The organism is Vibrio sabulosilitoris, from assembly GCF_055391395.1.
Genome location: NZ_AP029599.1, coordinates 2,101,917 through 2,118,523 on the forward strand (window position 1 = coordinate 2,101,917; position 16,607 = coordinate 2,118,523).

At 48.5% G+C, this 16,607-nt stretch carries 13 protein-coding genes; 6 read left to right on the forward strand and 7 right to left on the reverse strand.

Features of this window, described 5'->3' with window-relative positions; genetic code table 11:
• The first annotated feature begins 161 nt into the window (after positions 1-161).
• Positions 162-1,070, forward strand: coding sequence for a precorrin-2 dehydrogenase/sirohydrochlorin ferrochelatase family protein (locus ACZ5R2_RS09910; protein WP_464902095.1), 909 nt, complete (start codon positions 162-164; stop codon positions 1,068-1,070).
• Positions 1,071-1,128: 58 nt separating this feature from the next.
• Here ACZ5R2_RS09910 and ACZ5R2_RS09915 read toward each other — a convergent pair whose 3' ends face one another.
• The 3 genes from ACZ5R2_RS09915 to ACZ5R2_RS09925 all read right to left on the reverse strand — a co-directional run bounded on the left by ACZ5R2_RS09915 (position 1,129) and on the right by ACZ5R2_RS09925 (position 3,477).
• A complete protein-coding gene (locus tag ACZ5R2_RS09915; RefSeq protein WP_464902349.1) occupies positions 1,129-1,593 on the reverse strand; it encodes a fasciclin domain-containing protein in 465 nt (154 codons plus the stop codon).
• A gap of 330 nt (positions 1,594-1,923) precedes the next feature.
• On the reverse strand, positions 1,924-2,406 hold the full coding sequence (locus tag ACZ5R2_RS09920) for a YajQ family cyclic di-GMP-binding protein (RefSeq protein WP_464902096.1): 483 nt from the start codon (positions 2,404-2,406) through the stop codon (positions 1,924-1,926).
• Positions 2,407-2,415: 9 nt separating this feature from the next.
• The gene (locus ACZ5R2_RS09925) at positions 2,416-3,477 is read right to left on the reverse strand and encodes a 3-deoxy-7-phosphoheptulonate synthase (RefSeq protein ID WP_464902097.1); all 1,062 of its coding nucleotides are present in this window, start codon (positions 3,475-3,477) and stop codon (positions 2,416-2,418) included.
• 226 nt (positions 3,478-3,703) lie between these two features.
• Between ACZ5R2_RS09925 and ACZ5R2_RS09930 the strand changes: the two genes are divergently transcribed.
• Positions 3,704-4,522, forward strand: a complete 819-nt coding sequence (locus ACZ5R2_RS09930; RefSeq protein WP_464902098.1) for a putative PEP-binding protein — start codon at positions 3,704-3,706, stop codon at positions 4,520-4,522.
• Between the two features lie 230 nt (positions 4,523-4,752).
• Positions 4,753-5,790: an IS110 family RNA-guided transposase gene (locus tag ACZ5R2_RS09935; protein ID WP_464900814.1), complete on the forward strand. Its 1,038-nt coding sequence runs from the start codon at positions 4,753-4,755 to the stop codon at positions 5,788-5,790.
• Positions 5,791-6,156: 366 nt separating this feature from the next.
• On the opposite strand, the gene ACZ5R2_RS09940 is transcribed toward ACZ5R2_RS09935, so the two are convergent.
• Positions 6,157-7,542 (reverse strand): hypothetical protein, encoded by a 1,386-nt coding sequence (locus ACZ5R2_RS09940; RefSeq protein WP_464902099.1) that lies wholly within the window; start codon positions 7,540-7,542, stop codon positions 6,157-6,159.
• Positions 7,543-7,791: 249 nt separating this feature from the next.
• Here ACZ5R2_RS09940 and ACZ5R2_RS09945 point away from each other — a divergent pair, with 249 nt between their 5' ends.
• On the forward strand, positions 7,792-8,634 hold the full coding sequence (locus ACZ5R2_RS09945) for a CvfB family protein (protein WP_464902100.1): 843 nt from the start codon (positions 7,792-7,794) through the stop codon (positions 8,632-8,634).
• 460 nt (positions 8,635-9,094) lie between these two features.
• On the opposite strand, the gene rsmF is transcribed toward ACZ5R2_RS09945, so the two are convergent.
• From rsmF to ACZ5R2_RS09960, 3 genes are all read right to left on the reverse strand, one after another.
• Positions 9,095-10,516 carry a 16S rRNA (cytosine(1407)-C(5))-methyltransferase RsmF gene (gene rsmF, locus ACZ5R2_RS09950; protein WP_464902101.1) on the reverse strand — a complete coding sequence of 474 codons (1,422 nt, stop codon included), beginning with the start codon at positions 10,514-10,516 and terminating at the stop codon, positions 9,095-9,097.
• A 431-nt stretch (positions 10,517-10,947) separates the two neighbouring features.
• Positions 10,948-13,578, reverse strand: a complete 2,631-nt coding sequence (locus ACZ5R2_RS09955) for a PqiB family protein (RefSeq protein WP_464902350.1) — start codon at positions 13,576-13,578, stop codon at positions 10,948-10,950.
• 94 nt (positions 13,579-13,672) lie between these two features.
• On the reverse strand, positions 13,673-14,941 hold the full coding sequence (locus ACZ5R2_RS09960; RefSeq protein ID WP_464902102.1) for a PqiA/YebS family transporter subunit: 1,269 nt from the start codon (positions 14,939-14,941) through the stop codon (positions 13,673-13,675).
• A gap of 472 nt (positions 14,942-15,413) precedes the next feature.
• Between ACZ5R2_RS09960 and ACZ5R2_RS09965 the strand changes: the two genes are divergently transcribed.
• Together ACZ5R2_RS09965 and proQ are read left to right on the forward strand one after the other, a co-directional pair.
• On the forward strand, positions 15,414-15,887 hold the full coding sequence (locus tag ACZ5R2_RS09965) for a GAF domain-containing protein (protein ID WP_464902103.1): 474 nt from the start codon (positions 15,414-15,416) through the stop codon (positions 15,885-15,887).
• Between the two features lie 98 nt (positions 15,888-15,985).
• Positions 15,986-16,606, forward strand: coding sequence for an RNA chaperone ProQ (gene proQ / locus ACZ5R2_RS09970; protein WP_438459372.1), 621 nt, complete (start codon positions 15,986-15,988; stop codon positions 16,604-16,606).
• The last annotated feature ends 1 nt before the right edge of the window (position 16,607 follow it).

Sequence of the window (16,607 nt, forward strand, 5' to 3'; positions counted from 1 at the left end):
AATAATTGTGAATTAGTCGTATTGGCTGGAAGGTTGGGTAAATTCAGAGTGAAATCTTTTTGATTTATGCTTTTGTAATGTAATGTGCACCAAAATGATGATTTGGGGTATTTTTATACTAAATAGGACTTTGAGTAAAAATGCAGTATTTCCCTCTATTTATGAAATTGACTAACAAACCTGTATTGGTTGTTGGCGGTGGAGAAGTGGCTTGTCGAAAGGTTGAGGCGCTCTTGAAAGCAGGGGCTAACGTAACAATAGTCTCCCCTAAACTGCGTCCTTATCTGCAGGAGTGTGTGCAGAGCCAGCAGTGTGATTGGATTGCCAGTAACTATAATAGTGAATATTTATCCAATAATTTGGTTCAGGTTTGGGCGACTACAGACGATAATTCAGTCAATCATCAAGTCTATAATGACGCTAAAATGCTCAATTTAATGGTTAATGTGGTCGATGATCAGCCATATTGCGACTTTATTACCCCGTCTATGATTGAGCGGGGTGATATTCAGATCGCGATCTCCAGTGGCGGGGCATCACCCGTGCTGGTGCGAAATATTCGCCAAATGATCGAGGCAAACCTGGCACAAAATGTTGGCTTGCTCGCCAAGTTTGCCGCGAGCAAGCGTGATGATATCAAGCAGCGACTGCCATCAGTCGACCGACGCCGTGATTACTGGCAGGTGTTTTTTGAGCAGAGTGAGGTCGCTCAAGCAACGGAGCTAGCGCAGCTTGAGAAAATCTATCAGCGCTTACTGGATCAAGATACAGCAAGCAACCCAAGCATAACCCTGATCGAACTACCCTCAGCGGTTGATCTGCTAACATTGCGTGCATTGCAGCAACTGCAACGCGCCGAGTTGGTGTTGTACCCAAGCGATTGTGACTATGAATTGGTGGATATTGCCCGCCGAGATGCAGAGCGCGAACGCTACCAGGATATTGAGCAATTGATTTTGCAGGCCAAGCAACATAACGAATTGCAGCTCTGTGTCTATGTTCGCTCTGATGAGTTATCAAAGGTTAAGGCCGCTCTCCCGAACGGTGTGGTTTGCCAGTGTGGGAAGTAATCGCTGAAAGCAAAAACGACAGCGCAGTGCTGTCGTTTTTCTCCGCGCTGTTTGGCGGTTATTGAGGAAGAATCACTGCATCAATCACGTGGATCACGCCGTTTTTGGCTTTGACGTCTGCGGCAATAACAGTCGCGTTGTCGACCATCACGCTATCGCCCTGCGTTGTTACTGTGATAGCTTGTCCTTGCACTGTGGTAGCCTCGTCGATACCCATTACATCGGCAGCCATGACTTTACCTGGGACGACGTGGTAGGTCAGAATGGCGACCAGTTTTTCCTTGTTCTCTGGCAGCAACAGCATCTCGAGCGTCCCATCTGGCAGCGCAGCAAAGGCTTCATCCGTTGGTGCAAACACCGTAAATGGACCTTCTCCTTTAAGCGTGTCGACCAGATCAGCCGCTTGCACAGCGGTTACTAGCGTAGTAAATGACCCATTAGCCACCGCCGTATCGACGATATCCATCTTTTTCATCCCATGCTCATGCGCGGCAATGCCTGCAGAGAATAGGAGGGCGGTCATCAAGCCAAATGCAGTTGCGAGTAGTGATTTCATGATTGTGTTTCCTTTGTCTGAGGGAGCGAAAATAACTACGCGCGACGCGTTGATTGAGATCAACGAGGTTCGAGGTGCGGGGACGGGCTTCGCCCTTCGAGGAGCGAGGAGTTTGGCGAACTTGAAAGGTATCGAGCGCTTGCAACAATTGAAGAGTAGAGAGTGAAGTAGTTTTTCTTGGGTAAAAGAGTCTTAAGCACTATTTGCGACCACATCTCGATTCTCGCAGCACAGCGATCTCGACTCTCGCCTCTTCCCGCAGGGAATAAAAAAGCAGCTAAAAAGCTGCTTTTTTTACTAGTCGCGGAAGTTATTGAATTGGAACGGCTGTCCCAGCTCACCTTCACGCACAAGCTGCATGGTAGCTTGAAGGTCATCGCGTTTCTTACCAGTAACGCGCACCTTGTCACCTTGGATAGCAACCTGCACCTTAATTTTTGAATCTTTTACCAGCTTGACGATCTTCTTCGCGATTGGCGTTTCAATGCCTTGCTTGAAGACACAGGTTTGGCTCCACATCTTGCCAGATTGGCTGGCTGTTTGTGCTTCCATTGCGTTGACGTCAACGCCACGCTTGGTTAGGTTACCGCGTAACATGTCGCGCATTTGCTTAAGTTGGAAATCACCCTCAGCTGAGAGTTTGACCGTTTCATCGATCATCTCGAAGCTGGCTTGTACATTGCGAAAGTCAAAGCGGGTCGATAGCTCACGGTTAGAGTTATCAATTGCATTACGTAGCTCAACGCTATCAATTTCAGAAACAATATCAAAAGAAGGCATGGGTTATCCTTATTGGTGATTACGACGGGCTTTCACTGCCGCAGACAGCATATCAAGCATCTGATGAGTGTGATCCCAGCTTAGGCATGGGTCAGTGATCGATTTACCGTATTCCAGATTATGGATATCAGCCATCGATTGATTGCCTTCCTCGATAAAGCTCTCCGCCATGATGCCAGCCACTTGATGACTGCCGCCAGCCATTTGTTCACAGATATCTTTTGCGACATCAAGCTGTTTGCGGTGCTGCTTTTCACAGTTGGCGTGGCTGAAGTCAACAACTAGACGCTCTGGAAGGTCGAACTCTTTCAGTTTGCCACATGCCGCAGCAACTGACGCTTGATCAAAGTTAGGACCGGTATCACCACCACGCAAGATCACGTGACCGTATGGGTTACCCGCAGTACGATACACCGTCATGCGCCCATTTTTGTCTGGTGAGTAGAAGTAGTGTGATGCTTTTGAGGCGCGAATCGCATCGATCGAGATCTTCACGTTGCCATTGGTGCCGTTCTTAAAGCCAACCGGGCATGAAAGCGCTGATGCCATTTCACGGTGAATCTGCGATTCAGTGGTGCGAGCACCAATCGCGCCCCATGAAATCAGGTCAGCGATGTATTGACCGGTGATCATATCAAGGAACTCGGTCGCCGTAGCCAGGCCAAGCTTGTTGATGTCGAGGAGCAGTTTACGCGCTTTATTCAGACCCGCTTCAAGAGCGTATGAGCCATCAAGGTTTGGATCGGTAATTAAACCTTTCCAACCGACAACGGTACGCGGTTTTTCAAAGTAGGTGCGCATTACGATGAAGAGCTCATCTTTGTACTGCTCTTGGATGGCCGCTAGGCGCTCAGCGTAATCAATCGCTGCTTTGGTGTCATGTACAGAGCAAGGTCCAACGATGCACAGAAGACGGTCGTCTTCGCCAGTTAGGATTTTCTCGATTTGACGGCGTGATAGCTCAATACGCGCAGCCACATCTTCGGTGAGAGGATGTGCTTGGCTCAGCTCCGCAGGAGTAGGCATAGGCCCAAGCGGCTGAGTGCGCAGTTCATCTGTTTTTAGTGGCATAAAATCGCCTAATTATGATTATAAAAGAGCAAAGATAGCGAAAAATCGCGTCAGTTGAAACCGTTTAACCACAACTAAATCAATTTAGTCAATAAATGCAGTTAAATCAGCACGATTGATTGATTTTTATTCGAGTGGTGCGAGTTGAGCCCTTGTATTCCGGTGGCGCACTCGGTAAGGTCTCTAAATACTATGAAAACACAATAAAAAGTACCAAAGGGATAGCATGGAGCAATCAATCGTATCAGCCCAGCAAGAAGGGCAGTTCCTTCCTAGTGCACAACCAAGCACCGGCGCATTCTACTATTTTTCTCTCGGCGACTGGCTACAGCAGGCCGAGAATATCAAGCACCTACACACTACTGAATCGCTCGAGGCAAGCAAATCGCTATTGATTGAGCGCATTGTTGCTGAGGTAGCGAGTGTGGCATCTAAAGAGGACGTGCTGCGTGTGAGTCTGGATAAACTGACCAGCGAGCAGATCATCGCGGCCAGCGAACAATCGGCAGCAAAAGAGAGTAACCCTCTGATGGGCGTGCGTGGTGTTGCCCGTTACGCCTCAGCGGACTATCTGGCGTGGTTTCAGCTTGAGTGCACCCTTATCAAGGCACTGCGTGAGCACTTTGCCAATGTGACGGTTGTGGTTCCGTTTGTGCGCAGCCTTGCAGATGCTGCTCGTATCATTGATAAGTTAGCTGAGCAGGGACTGCCGCGTGGGCTTAATGGGCTCAAGGTGCTGTTCTCAGTCAATGTCCCTTCCTCAGCGCTACTGGCAGAGCGTTTGCTGCACTACTTTGACGGCTTAGTGATCGACAGTGAGGACTTGACTCAATTCACCCTTGGCGTCGACAAGCACAACCCAGATCACCAACACAGCTATGCACCAGACAATGAATCTGTATTACAGCTAATCAGCATCGCCTATCAGGCCGCTCAAGCCTTTAAAAAACCAGCCATATTGCTCACAGAGCAACTAGCGACCAATCGCGCATACCAGCTACTCCTTAGCGAACAACCAGACCTAAGTGTTGTCGTGACACAATAGCGCTAGCGCTTGAGGGGGCGGGGTTCGAGGACACTTCGTTTCGAGGAGCGAGTAACATGTCACGTGTGAATAGCTCCTCGCATCTCGTAGGGCTCAGCCCGTCCCCGCACCTCGAACCTATTATTAAGGTTCGAGGACACTTCGTTTCGAGGAGATAATTGGACTCCCCCAACCCCGAAAGGTTGACTAACATTTGAGTTGTAAAGCCTAAATGTTAAAAGGAGTCCAATATGAAACGTATAGTATCTGGTGTTGATTTAGCAAAGAGTGAAATCCAAGTTTGTGTTACGCAACACAGCAAAGTGCGTTCCAATAAGGCAATGACACCTCAGGATTTTAACCACTGGCTTATAACGTCTAAACCGATGACCATCGTTTTCGAAGCGTGTGGCACCTCTAACTACTGGAAGCAACAAGCTATAGCGTGCGGGCATGATGCCAGACTCATTTCAGCTAAGCTGGTTGCCAGTATTCGACAAAACCAAAAGACCGATAAGAATGATGCATTAGCTATCGTTCAGGCTTCGCAAGTTACTGATATTCAGTTTATTAATGGCAAATCTAAAGAGCAACAAGAGAAGCAAAGCCTTATTCGCCTACGAGACCTTGCAGTGAAACACAAGGTCGCCAGTCTCAATCAACTCTCTTCTCTATTACTCGAGTTCAATATCCGTATTTCGCCGAGTAAAGGGGGAATAAACGGTGTTGTTGCATCGGCTCTAGAAGATGCAGAGAATGGTTTTTCTAGTGAATTTAGGGTGGCACTTAATACGGCCTGGCAACAGTATTTAACCCATGTTGAAAACGTCGACCAATATGATAGCTGTATAGAAAAAGCTGCACATAGGCAGAAGGAATGCAAAAAGCTTATGGCGATAGAGGGTGTAGGCCCTTTGAATGCGATTAATCTATATATTTCTCTTGGTTGTGGCGAGATGGGTTTTTTCAAAACAGGGCGTGATGCAGCAGCTTGTATTGGCTTGACCCCAATACAGCACTCTTCTGGTGGTAAGACCAAACTGGGCTCCATAGGTAAGTATGTCAAAAATAAAATGGTTAGGAGCTACTTGGTGAGTGGAGCGATGTCGGTGATAAATCAAGTAATGCGCCGCGAAGCCAGAACCAAAAAAGAACAGTGGATCCAACAGTTGGTTGAGCGACGAGGAAAGCGCTGTGCTGCTGTGGCTTTAGCAAATAAAACAGTCAGAACAGCGTTCTCTATGCTAACCAAAAATACCGAATACAAAGCCGAGCCTTTAGAGGCTTAAAGCGTTAAACAACAGTAATGCTCAATAAAAGATGAAAATCAGCTCGTAGAGTCAGTATCTCGCTAGGAGCATTAAGCTCGCCGAGGAGAGTTGACCACGAGTTCGCGTAAATATCACAGAGCCAGAGATAGCTTCTCAATCAGAGCTCGTACATAAGCACGCATTTATTCTTTATTTGTTAATTACTGCTGTTGACAAGGGGGAGTCCACATAAGCGAGTAGCACATCTCACGTGTTGAACTCCTCACATCTCGTAGGGCAATGCTCGTCCCCGCACCTCGCACCTGTTATTCAGGTTTGAGGACACTTCGTTTCGAGGAACGAGTATCAAGCCACGCGCGCAAAGCTCCTCGCTCCCCGCAGGGCTCAGCCCGTACTCGCCCCTCGAACCTGCTCTTTTATAGGTATTTCTTCTACATCGACAATCTTGCTGCGATTCATGACCAGCTTCCAACGGTAGTAGTGTGCCTGCTGTTTATCATCGATCTCACGCACGATTAGATTTAGCAGGTGACGTTTCTCCACCGAGTCACGTAATACCTGTCCTTTTTGCAGGCGGTAAACACGGTTGGCGCCCTTATCCATCAGGCGGGTAATAAAGCGCAGGTTGATATAGAGGTTTTCGCGTGTTTGCTCATACCCACTAAGAAAGCGCGAGGTGCTCATCTCGACATCGGCGCGATAGTGCAGGATTTGCTCCTCGCGCTGGGCAACGCGTTTTTTCCTGATCAGCTGAATGCGATCTGGTAATCGACTTAGGCTGGTAAATTCAAGCCACTCTAGCTTTTGGCCTACCGATGATTTGGTTGAGGGATCTTTAAACTTACGTCGCCATTTCGGTCTTCCTCGACGCAGTCGGCGCCAGAGGATATCACGCAGGTCATCTTTAAAGATCTCACGCAGTGCATAGACAAACGACATGGCAATAATGAAAGACGCCGTGATCTCTCCCCAATAATCACGCGCCATGATTGCCGTGATGGTCACGAAAACCATCACAAACCCGGTTGCCACACCTTTCACAATCCGCTGTACGGTGGCCCCTAGTGAGGTGAGCTCTTCGTGAAGCACAATGGGATACTCAATCAATCGGCGCAGCAAGCGCATCTTGTTACTCATCCGCGTGGCAGACTTGCGCACATTGGTGGAGTTGTAATCGTGCAGCTTGCGGTGGGCGATCTCACGCTCCGCAATGGTGATCAGGCGCTGCTTAATTGTTTTGTATTCACCCTCGCGGGGTAGATGCGCAACCAAAGAAAGAAAACGCTGCTCGGTATACCATGAGACATAGTTATCAATGTTTGCGTAGTAGCGTTTAAGCTCTTCTTCATAAGGAACGGCTCGGCGCAAGCGTTTAAGAATATCGAGCGCAAGCTCTATCACTTCATCGATGTGATCCTCGTTGACTGACTGCTCCTTATCGGCGAGTGCACTCAAGTCCGCAATCGACTTATCTAAAGCGACAACGTACTGATAGGCATAAAGGCTAAGACTCACTCGGTATTGGTTAGAGGAGACCTTGCCTCGCTTAGCCAGGCGACTGTGCACTAAGGGCAGCAGTGTCTTATCACTAAAATAGGTACGCTTTTGCTGCAAAGCGCTGAAGTAAATCTCGCTTTCCTTGATGACGTCAGGCCCGAGCCCAAGCTCACCAGGCACAAATAGGTAGCAGTCTAGCTGGCTGCGCTTACTGGCAGGCAGGACTTGAGAGAGTTTTAGAGTTATTGCGTCTTGTTTGTCAACCGTGACCAAATCATACCTCGAGGAGAAAATATTTTACTGAAAGACTAAAACAATCGTTAAGTTTGGGTATAATCAGCGCCAATTTCCTCTGGCAAAGACGATTTAGCTGCGAGAGAGCCAAACTTCTTGTTTCACACTATAGTTTGAATGAAACGACCTAAGTTTACAAAACCTTATCGCTACTACTGTTGAATACTTTTTGTTAGCAGAGTTCACTTATCAACCAGCCGCTTTTCTACAAAGCGCAAAGAGAGCATTATGATTCAAATCGGACGCATCAATTCACTTGAAGTAACCAAGAAAACTGACTTTGGTGTATTTCTCGACGCCGGAGATTACGGCAGCGCCTTGCTACCTAACAGACTATGCCCTGAGGGTATCGAGGTCGGTGACCGTATTGATGCTTTCCTGTATTTTGATGCCGACAGCCAAGTTGTGGCAACCACAGAGCAGCCAATTGCCCAAGTAGGCGAGTGGGGCCTGATGAAAATTGAAGGGATCAATGCCACTGGTGCCTTTGCAAGTTGGGGTATTAAAAGCAAAGATCTGCTGATCCCATTCAGTGAACAGCGCACACGTTTTCGCGAAGGACAGAGTGTCTTAGTTTATGTCTACACCGATAAAGCCTCTGGACGCATTGTCGGCACAACCAAGTTCAACAAGCTTCTGAACAAGACGCCAGCCAATTATCAGCGTAACCAACAGGTCGATTTGATCATTGCCGAGCGCAGTGATCTAGGCTTTAAGGCGATCGTCAATGGTCAACACTGGGGCATGCTGTTCCCATCAGACGTAATTGGTAAGGTTTTTGTCGGTAAAAAGCTTAAAGGGTTCATCAAAAACATTCGTGAAGACGGCAAAATCGACCTAGCTCTACAAAAGGTTGGTGTCGAGAAGATGGACGACCTAAGTGAAAAAATCCTCGCTCAACTCGCCAAGCGCGACGGTTTCTTACCCCTAAGCGACAAGTCAACGCCTGAAGCGATCTTCGATGTATTCCGCACCAGTAAAGGCACGTTTAAGAAGAGTATCGGCGGATTGTATAAACAAGGCTTAATCCGCATTGAAAAAGACGGCATCTATCTCTCTGAAGGAGAGTAGAGGCGAGAGGCGAGTAAAGCAGAGGCGAGAATCGAGATCAGGCTTTTCGCCCTTCGAGAGGCGAGGAGTTAGTCGCGCGTTGTTCGCTCAAAGCGCTTCTTGACTGCTATCTGCTCTCTTAAAACGGATCAGACGCAGGGTTGGGTCAGCAATTGACTCGGAAAAGCAGCGATCACCCTCTCGTCTCTCGCAGCGAAGCGATCCCGCCTCTCGACTCTTTCCCAACGGGAAAAAAAAAGCCCGAATCCGATCCTGATTTGGGCTTAGGGGAATGGGCTCTTATCTGAGCCTGCGCTAAGGTTAGAACGCTTACGAGTTACTATTCAGACTAGCTCAGAGTTGAGAAACTTCCAGTTTATAACAAGAAAGTGCTACTTAATCCCAATCTCTTCTATATGAATCAATAGGTTAAAGTAGCGCCTTGTCATGTATTCTATCAATTACCGACTGAGCCTTTGGCTTAGAACAAGTTTTTGTCGCGAACCAGTTCGCGAGGTAAGCCGTTTTTGATTCGATTGCCGACCCATTTGCCAAGGCCTAAGATCATACCTTGGTAGGCAACTAGGGTTTCACCGCTTTGGCCCGATAGAGCTGGGCGTACATCTCGTCCCATGTACCACTCTCGAGCCTCCTCACGGTTTAACTCCACCACTGGGCCGCCCTCGGCATTGAGTGCCATGACGACTTGGTGGGTCCAGCGGTATCCCTTTTTGTGCGCTTCGGCGATCTTAATCCCCATTCGAGAGAACTTAAATTCAGTCAAAAGTGGTGCCAGGGTTTGTGGGAATAGCCAGATATCGTTGTCGCGTTGCCATAGCTCTGTATCGGCAGGCAGTGTGATGCCAAGGCTCGCTTTAAGGCGTTGCTCGATGTCATTAGCTTGCTTAGAAGCGATAGGGGCAAATGGGAACTTACCTAAACGCTTTTTGACCTTGGGCGGCGTAACGCTAGCAAGCTTTTTAAATTTAGCAATAAAGAAGCCTTCACTGTCATAAACTTGCGGGAATACATGCAGGTAGCCTTCTTCTGTCAGGGCTTTTTCTGCGCCCGAGAAGAGCGTTTCAAGTGTGAGGGTGGTGACGGTGTCACCAAAAGTATCAAGCAGGTGCTGACAGACTTGTTGGTTTTCTTCATGGCTTAACGTGCAGGTCGAATAGACCAGTTCACCGCCGGGTTTAAGCGCGTGAAACGCACTCTCGATAAGCTGCTTTTGTGTGTCTGAGATGGCGTGAATAGAGGTCATGCTCCAATTTTTTAAGGCGTCTTCATCTTTACGCACCGTGCCTTCACCACCGCAGGGCGCATCAATGAGTACGGCGTCAAAGGTTTCTGGTAGCCATCCACCAAACACTTGGCCATCATAATTACTCAGAGCTGCGTTGCGCACGCCGCAGCGTTCAATGTTGGCGTGGAGCACCTTGACCCGGCTAGAAGAGTACTCGTTGGCCACGAGTAAGCCTTGGTTGTCCATCAAGGCAGCCAGTTGGGTGGTTTTTGAGCCAGGCGCAGCCGCCATATCGAGCACACGCTCATAGCCCGGACTATTTTGATGATAAAGCGCAATCGGCGGAAGCATTGAGCTGGCTTCCTGGATATAGAACCAGCCTGCCATATGTTCAGCGGTATTGCCCAGCGGCACCTGTGACTCATCGGCATCAATCCAAAAACCTTCCTCACACCAAGGAACCGGCGTCAACGCCCAGCCATTAGCCTCAGCCACCGAATGAAACTGCTCAATACTCACTTTTAATGTGTTGATGCGAATACTTTTTCTCAGTGGACGTTGGCATGCAGCAATAAAGTCTTGCAGACTCTCGCCTTTAGGCAAAATCGACTCAATATGCTGGAGAAATTCAGATGGAAGATAGACGTTTGGATGCACGGGAGATCTCAAAGAATGGGGGGAAAACGGGAAGTATATCAGACGTAAAGATAGAGTCGAGAAGCGAGATCGTTTTACTGCGAGAACGCGAGGGTAGAGGCGAGAATTGAGATCGGGCGTTGCCCTACGAGAGGCGAGGGGAGTGTGTTGCACTGTCAGGTGAAAAGCTAAAGTTCTTACGGTTTTATTTATCATCCATATGAAAAAGAGTTGACACTGTCATGTCAATCCCGAAGAATTCTCTCGCCTCTCGCCTCTCGCCTCTCGCCTCTCGCCTCTCGCCTCTCGCCTCTCGCCTCTCGCCTCTCGCCTCTCGCCTCTCGCCTCTCGCCTCTCGCCTCTCGCCTCTCGCCTCTCGCCTCTCGCCTCTCGCCTCTCGCCTCTCGCCTCTCGCCTCTCGCCTCTCGCCTCTCGCCTCTCGCCTCTGTCAGTTAAGGTTTTGGTATCGCAGTGCGCCACTGTGACCATTCAGGCTTGGCTTCGTCGTGAAGAAAGTAGGTTTCTCCTGAGCGAGCCGATGGTTGTAGGGTGTCTTGTGGTGTAGCGAAGGCGATGCCACCTTTAACGATACTGTCTAGCGTACCTGAGCGCACCTTGGCACCGGTGAGGCCGATTGAGACGTCCAATCCGGACATATTCCAAAACAGGCTGTTGCTGCGCACTAGGTAGCGGTACTCTGGGTCGATGGTGATGGTGGTGATCACGCGATCAGCGAACTCACCCAGAGAGACACCAATCACACTTCCAACGTGCATATCCCGGTAAGTGATGGGTGTGCCGACTTGAACCGAGCCGCGCTTTTCGCTTTGCAAAGTCAGCACAAAGTCGTAGCGCTCGATGACGTTGTTTTGCAGTTCAAAATCGGTTTGCAGCGTCCCATTTCCAGGAATAACCGACACTTGAGGGCTAAGCGCTGAACGAAGGTTTCTCACTCCGGCCAGGCTGACTTCAAGCGGAGCGATGTAAAATTGGCTGTCGCTGCGGGCAATATCATCAACATATTGCGAGTAAATCCGCGCGCCAAAGGTAAAGGTGCCATCGTCAAAGTTTGGTGTGACATCGATGATCTCACCCACATTCACCGCGCCATAATGAACCTTACTGCCGATGCTTAGTTCATGAAACTGAGAGCCTTGGAGAGTAATGCGTTGACCGTAGTTCTGCGCGTCATCATAGCTGTTGTACAGTTTCCAGCGCTGGTCGACTTTGTTGCTGATCCCCGGCACACGGTCAAAGGCGATACCACCGCTAATTAATGATTTTAGTGGCGCCGCACTGACTTTAACGCCAGCTAGGCTTGCATCAATCTCAACCCCAGAGCGATTCCAAAATACAGTATCTTTTTCAATCAGGTAGCGATAGCGCTTATCGATACTGACTTTGATATCGACGCCATTCCTAGACAGAGAAAAGTCCTTCACACTGCCGACTTCGATATTGCGATAGAGCAGCGGCGCACCGACAGAAATAGAGGGAAGGCTTTCAGCAAACAAGGTGATGGTTTGCGAGCCTGATTGATCTTGCTTGGCTAACTCAGAGTGCGATTGGCTCTTGTACAACGTATAGTCCGAGCGGGCTACAGTACTGCCGTCACTACTGAAGCTAATGCTGCCCTCGAGCAGCTGTTTTGCCGGTGGGATGTGGACATCGAGACCTTGTTCATCAAACTGGACGCTGGCCGTGCCGGCAATAAAAAAGCGGTTGTCTGAGCGGATCAAATTTGCATGCTGGGCATCGATTAACAGTTCAAACTTGACCGAGCTTTTGGCTAAGCGGATGTCCGTAATAGTGCCAACCTTGATCCCTCGATAGTTCACCGCGGCGCCAGCTTCAAGCCCGTACGCATCCTCGGCAGTCAGTGTCACTGTGACGGCATCGCTGCGTTGTCGGTTAAACTCATCTTGACGCAAGGCGACGAACTCTCGAGCGCGCTCGCCTGCTTGTGGCTCTATGGTGAGAAAGTTACCAGTGACGAGGTTACTGAGGTTTTCCACCCCAGATAGCGATAGCTTGGCCTCTTGCAGAACAAACTGGGTTTGATCAGTGAGCATATCGACGAACACGGGTTGAATAGCGGCTCGCGCGATTATCTGTGCTCGATCGCGACTGAGTTCGACATTGGTGATCTGGCCCACTTCGATACCGCGATAAAGAATGTTGGTTCCACTGGGAGAAATATTATGATCGTCAGGCAAGGTGATTTGGATTGGGATGCCACGACCGGCGGTTTTGACATCTTTATACAAATGATACTCTCGATTATCCTCTACCGCTTGTCCACCATCGGGTGAGTCGACCGCGATGGCGCCATTGATCAGAGCGCTGACACTTTCAAGTCGCATATCTACGCCTTCAAAACCAATACTTGCACCGATACCGGAAACATTCCAGAAACGGCTCTGATCGGTAATGATATGGCGATACTCTGGGTTAATGCTCGCATTGATCATGACATTCTTGCTGCTCTCATCGAGATGAAAGTTATAGACCTCACCAATTGGGATCTTGCGGTAGACGATTTGCGAGCCCACTGAGATACCCCCCAGGTCGCGAGCTTTAAGCACGATATTTAGCCCCTCATGAGCCCCTTGATCGGTAGGGGGGAAATCTAGGGCGCGGAACGTGGTTTGAGGCTCAGCACCGGCCTCACCCGGTTGAATGGCGATATAGTTTCCGGACACTAGCGCATCTAAGCCGGAGATCCCAGATAAGCTTGCCTGAGGCTTAACCAGCCAAAAGCGGGTATTGTCGGTGAGAAGCTTAGCCGCCTGCGGGTAAATATCGACATCCGCGTAAATGGTTTCTAGGTCATCCGATAAGTTAATGTCGCGCACAACACCGACCTCAAGACCTTGATAACGCACCATTGTTCGCCCGGCAACCAGACCTTGTGCATCAGAAAACTGCACTTGTATGCGTTGACCAGCATCATGCACAGCTTTGAACACTAGCCAACCTGCAAGTACTAAGGTCAAAATCGGCAGCAGCCACAATGGCGAGATCCCGCGGTTTTTCCTCACTTCGGGTTGGTAGGCAGTGGGTGTCGATTGTTGTTTGCTCATTCCTTTACTCTTAGTTGACTGACTCAGTTTTTTTCGAGTTTTCATTTTTTTTACACCTAGCTTTTAAAGGCTCGGGATAAAACTCTTATTGTTGTTAATGGTGTTGCTCTACTGGCTTGGGCTCTTGGTTATCAGACCAGAGTAGCCGCGGGTCAAGGTTCTCTGCCGCCAGCATGGTCAGGACAACAACAGCTGCAAATGCGATCGCGCCAAAGCCTGGTGTGAAGTCGAGGATCTGTCCGCGGTCCACTAAGGTCATCATAATAGAAATCACGAACAGATCCATCATTGACCACTTGCCTATCCAACTGACAAAGAAGAATAATTTCATTCTGTGACGCTGAGAGCGTGGGCACTGAGGTCGGCTATGTTTGAGTTGAATGGTGATCAGCAGGTAAGCAAGCCCCATGATCTTACCAACCGGCACCACAATACTGGCGATAAAGATGATCGCAGCGATAAAAGGCATATCATTGACTACCAGTGACGCGACCCCAGAAAAGATCGTATCTTCCAAGCGCTCACCATTAGTAATCAAAATGGAAATCGGCAACAGGTTCGCAGGGAAGACTGCGATACTCGCGGCAATCAGGTAGGCCCAGGTTTTCTGGAGCGAGTTGGGTTTGCGTTTTTCAAGGCCTGCGTGGCAGCGAAGACAGCGGTGGTCTGGGTTGTCCGGTTGTGAGAGGTGGCAAGAGTGACAGTGTAACGACTCGTCTGAGAAGCCATAGCTCGACTCATCGCGCCACGCTTCCCAGTAGCGGCGGATACTCACTCGACATAACAACATCACAGTAAATATCTGCAGCGCAACCAAGCCAACTAAACCGGGCTTAACATAGATATCGGAATAGTCTTGCAGTTTGAAGCAGGAGATGGCAACGCTGACCAAGAAAACGTCAATCATGACCCAGTGCTTAAGATGGTGGATACACCACAGAGCATGCTTAACCGTGTTAAATGAGCGATACTTTAATCCAATATGGGTGAGAACCACCGATAGGCACATGATTAAGGGAGCGATAGAGCTGCAGAAAAAGACCAGGATTGCGAGTGAAATAAACCCTTCTTCAAATAGAGTAAAAATGCCACTTGGTAGGGTGGCGGGAATCATCACACCAAACAGACGAATCGAGATAAAGTCAAAAAAATGCGAGGGAATAAAAAGCAATAAACAGGTTATCGCAATGGCCAAATTACCGTTAAGAGAAGGGCTACCTCCACGGTAGAGCTGTGTGCCGCATCGGGGACAATAAGCGCTTCGACCTGCGCTGACTTCAACACTGGCGATGTGCAGATCGCAGCCTTGACAAAGCTTGGTCTTAAGCGATTGTTGCTGATCTGGCTCTAACGTTTGGCTCATCAGACTGAAAGTTCCATATTTGACGGTGCAGGGTTTTAATCATGTAAAGTTGAATCATGAATCGTTTTCGTCGCGCCCAACGCTATTCGCACAACATTCTTCATTGGGATGTAGTGTTGGTTCGCCCGAGCACTTGCCTATCTTGAAAAGCATAGATTATGTCTTAAAGTTTCAACAAAAAGAACAGCTTGTTGTTTACTAAGTGCTGTTTTGCCTGCAAACACCTAACCTTGTCTTAGCGTCAACATCAAGCGCGACTTTTTCGCATTGAGAAGAGCTGCAAAAAACGCAAATATGTTAGCGGAAATTAACACTATTTTTGACTTTTCGCTTGTGTTCTTTGACCAGAGTGGCTAAAAGTAATCGGATTGAAAGCCATGACGCTTCGGCTAGGCTAGTTCAAGGCCTTTCGCAGTGTCATATTAAGTAAAAAGTAGATAGTCTATCCCCTGACTATCAAAGGATAGTATAAATGAATTTAGAACAATACCAGCGACTTACCAAACAAGCCGCTGCTTTGTTGGAGTCTGAACCCAATTTAGTTGCCAATCTGTCTAACTTATCAGCACTGCTTAACATGGAGCTTGCTGACATTAATTGGGTTGGTTTTTACCTGATGGAAGGCGAACAGCTGGTACTAGGACCGTTCCAAGGTAAGCCGGCCTGTGTACGTATTCCTGTTGGGCGTGGCGTGTGTGGCACGGCCGTGGCAGAGAATCGTGTTCAGCGCGTTTATGACGTACATCAGTTCGAGGGTCACATTGCGTGTGATGCCGAGAGTAACTCAGAAATCGTGATTCCATTCTCGATTGACGGCAAAGTGGCGGGTGTGTTGGATATCGATAGTCCATTAATTGGTCGATTTAGCGAAATTGACCAGCAAGGACTGACATTTTTGATGCAGGAAGTAGAACAGTTGCTTAATTCACATGCTATTGACCGATAAATTCGCTCAAGGCGGTGGTTTTTCGCTTTTAGGTCTCTATAATAGCCAACAATATTTATGTAATGCTCGCGGGCAGGCCGCACGAACCAGGAATTTTCATGGAAAACACTGAAAAGCTAAAAAACAGCAAAGAAGTTATCGCGTATATTGCTGAATGTTTCCCAAAGTGCTTTACTTTAGAAGGTGAAGCAAAGCCATTAAAAATTGGTATCTTTCAAGATCTTGCTGAACGTCTTGCAGAAGACGAGAAAGTAAGTAAAACACAACTACGTGCTGCACTGCGTCAGTACACTTCATCTTGGCGTTACCTACATGGTGTTAAACCTGGTGCTGTTCGTGTTGACCTTGATGGCAACGAGTGTGGTGTTCTGGAAGACGAGCACGTTGAACACGCTAAGACAACACTGGCAGAGAGCAAAGCTCGTGTGAATGCACGTCGTAAAGAGCAAGCTCAAAAGGCTAAGCAAGAAGCAAAGGCAAACAAGCCAAAAGCGAACAAGCCGAAACCACGTCGTAACCCGGCTAAAGCAAATAAGCCTCAACCTGTTGAGACTCGTCCACTAAACGCTGATGAGATGATCATCGGAAAACAGGTGAACGTAAACATGGGTAAAGGCAACATGGGTGCGACCATTGTTGAAATCAATAAGGAAGATGTGCGAGTTCAACTGGCAAACGGCCTGCAAATGGTCGTGAAAGCGGAGCACTTGCGCGCTTAAA

Coding starts and splice junctions, on each gene's coding strand:
- ACZ5R2_RS09965 (WP_464902103.1), top strand. CDS start 15,414: ATGAATTTAGAACAATACCAGCGACTTACCAAACAAGCCGCTGCTTTG.
- ACZ5R2_RS09935 (WP_464900814.1), top strand. CDS start 4,753: ATGAAACGTATAGTATCTGGTGTTGATTTAGCAAAGAGTGAAATCCAA.
- ACZ5R2_RS09955 (WP_464902350.1), bottom strand. CDS start 13,578: ATGAGCAAACAACAATCGACACCCACTGCCTACCAACCCGAAGTGAGG.
- ACZ5R2_RS09920 (WP_464902096.1), bottom strand. CDS start 2,406: ATGCCTTCTTTTGATATTGTTTCTGAAATTGATAGCGTTGAGCTACGT.
- ACZ5R2_RS09960 (WP_464902102.1), bottom strand. CDS start 14,941: ATGAGCCAAACGTTAGAGCCAGATCAGCAACAATCGCTTAAGACCAAG.
- ACZ5R2_RS09910 (WP_464902095.1), top strand. CDS start 162: ATGAAATTGACTAACAAACCTGTATTGGTTGTTGGCGGTGGAGAAGTG.
- proQ (WP_438459372.1), top strand. CDS start 15,986: ATGGAAAACACTGAAAAGCTAAAAAACAGCAAAGAAGTTATCGCGTAT.
- ACZ5R2_RS09945 (WP_464902100.1), top strand. CDS start 7,792: ATGATTCAAATCGGACGCATCAATTCACTTGAAGTAACCAAGAAAACT.
- ACZ5R2_RS09915 (WP_464902349.1), bottom strand. CDS start 1,593: ATGACCGCCCTCCTATTCTCTGCAGGCATTGCCGCGCATGAGCATGGG.
- ACZ5R2_RS09925 (WP_464902097.1), bottom strand. CDS start 3,477: ATGCCACTAAAAACAGATGAACTGCGCACTCAGCCGCTTGGGCCTATG.
- ACZ5R2_RS09930 (WP_464902098.1), top strand. CDS start 3,704: ATGGAGCAATCAATCGTATCAGCCCAGCAAGAAGGGCAGTTCCTTCCT.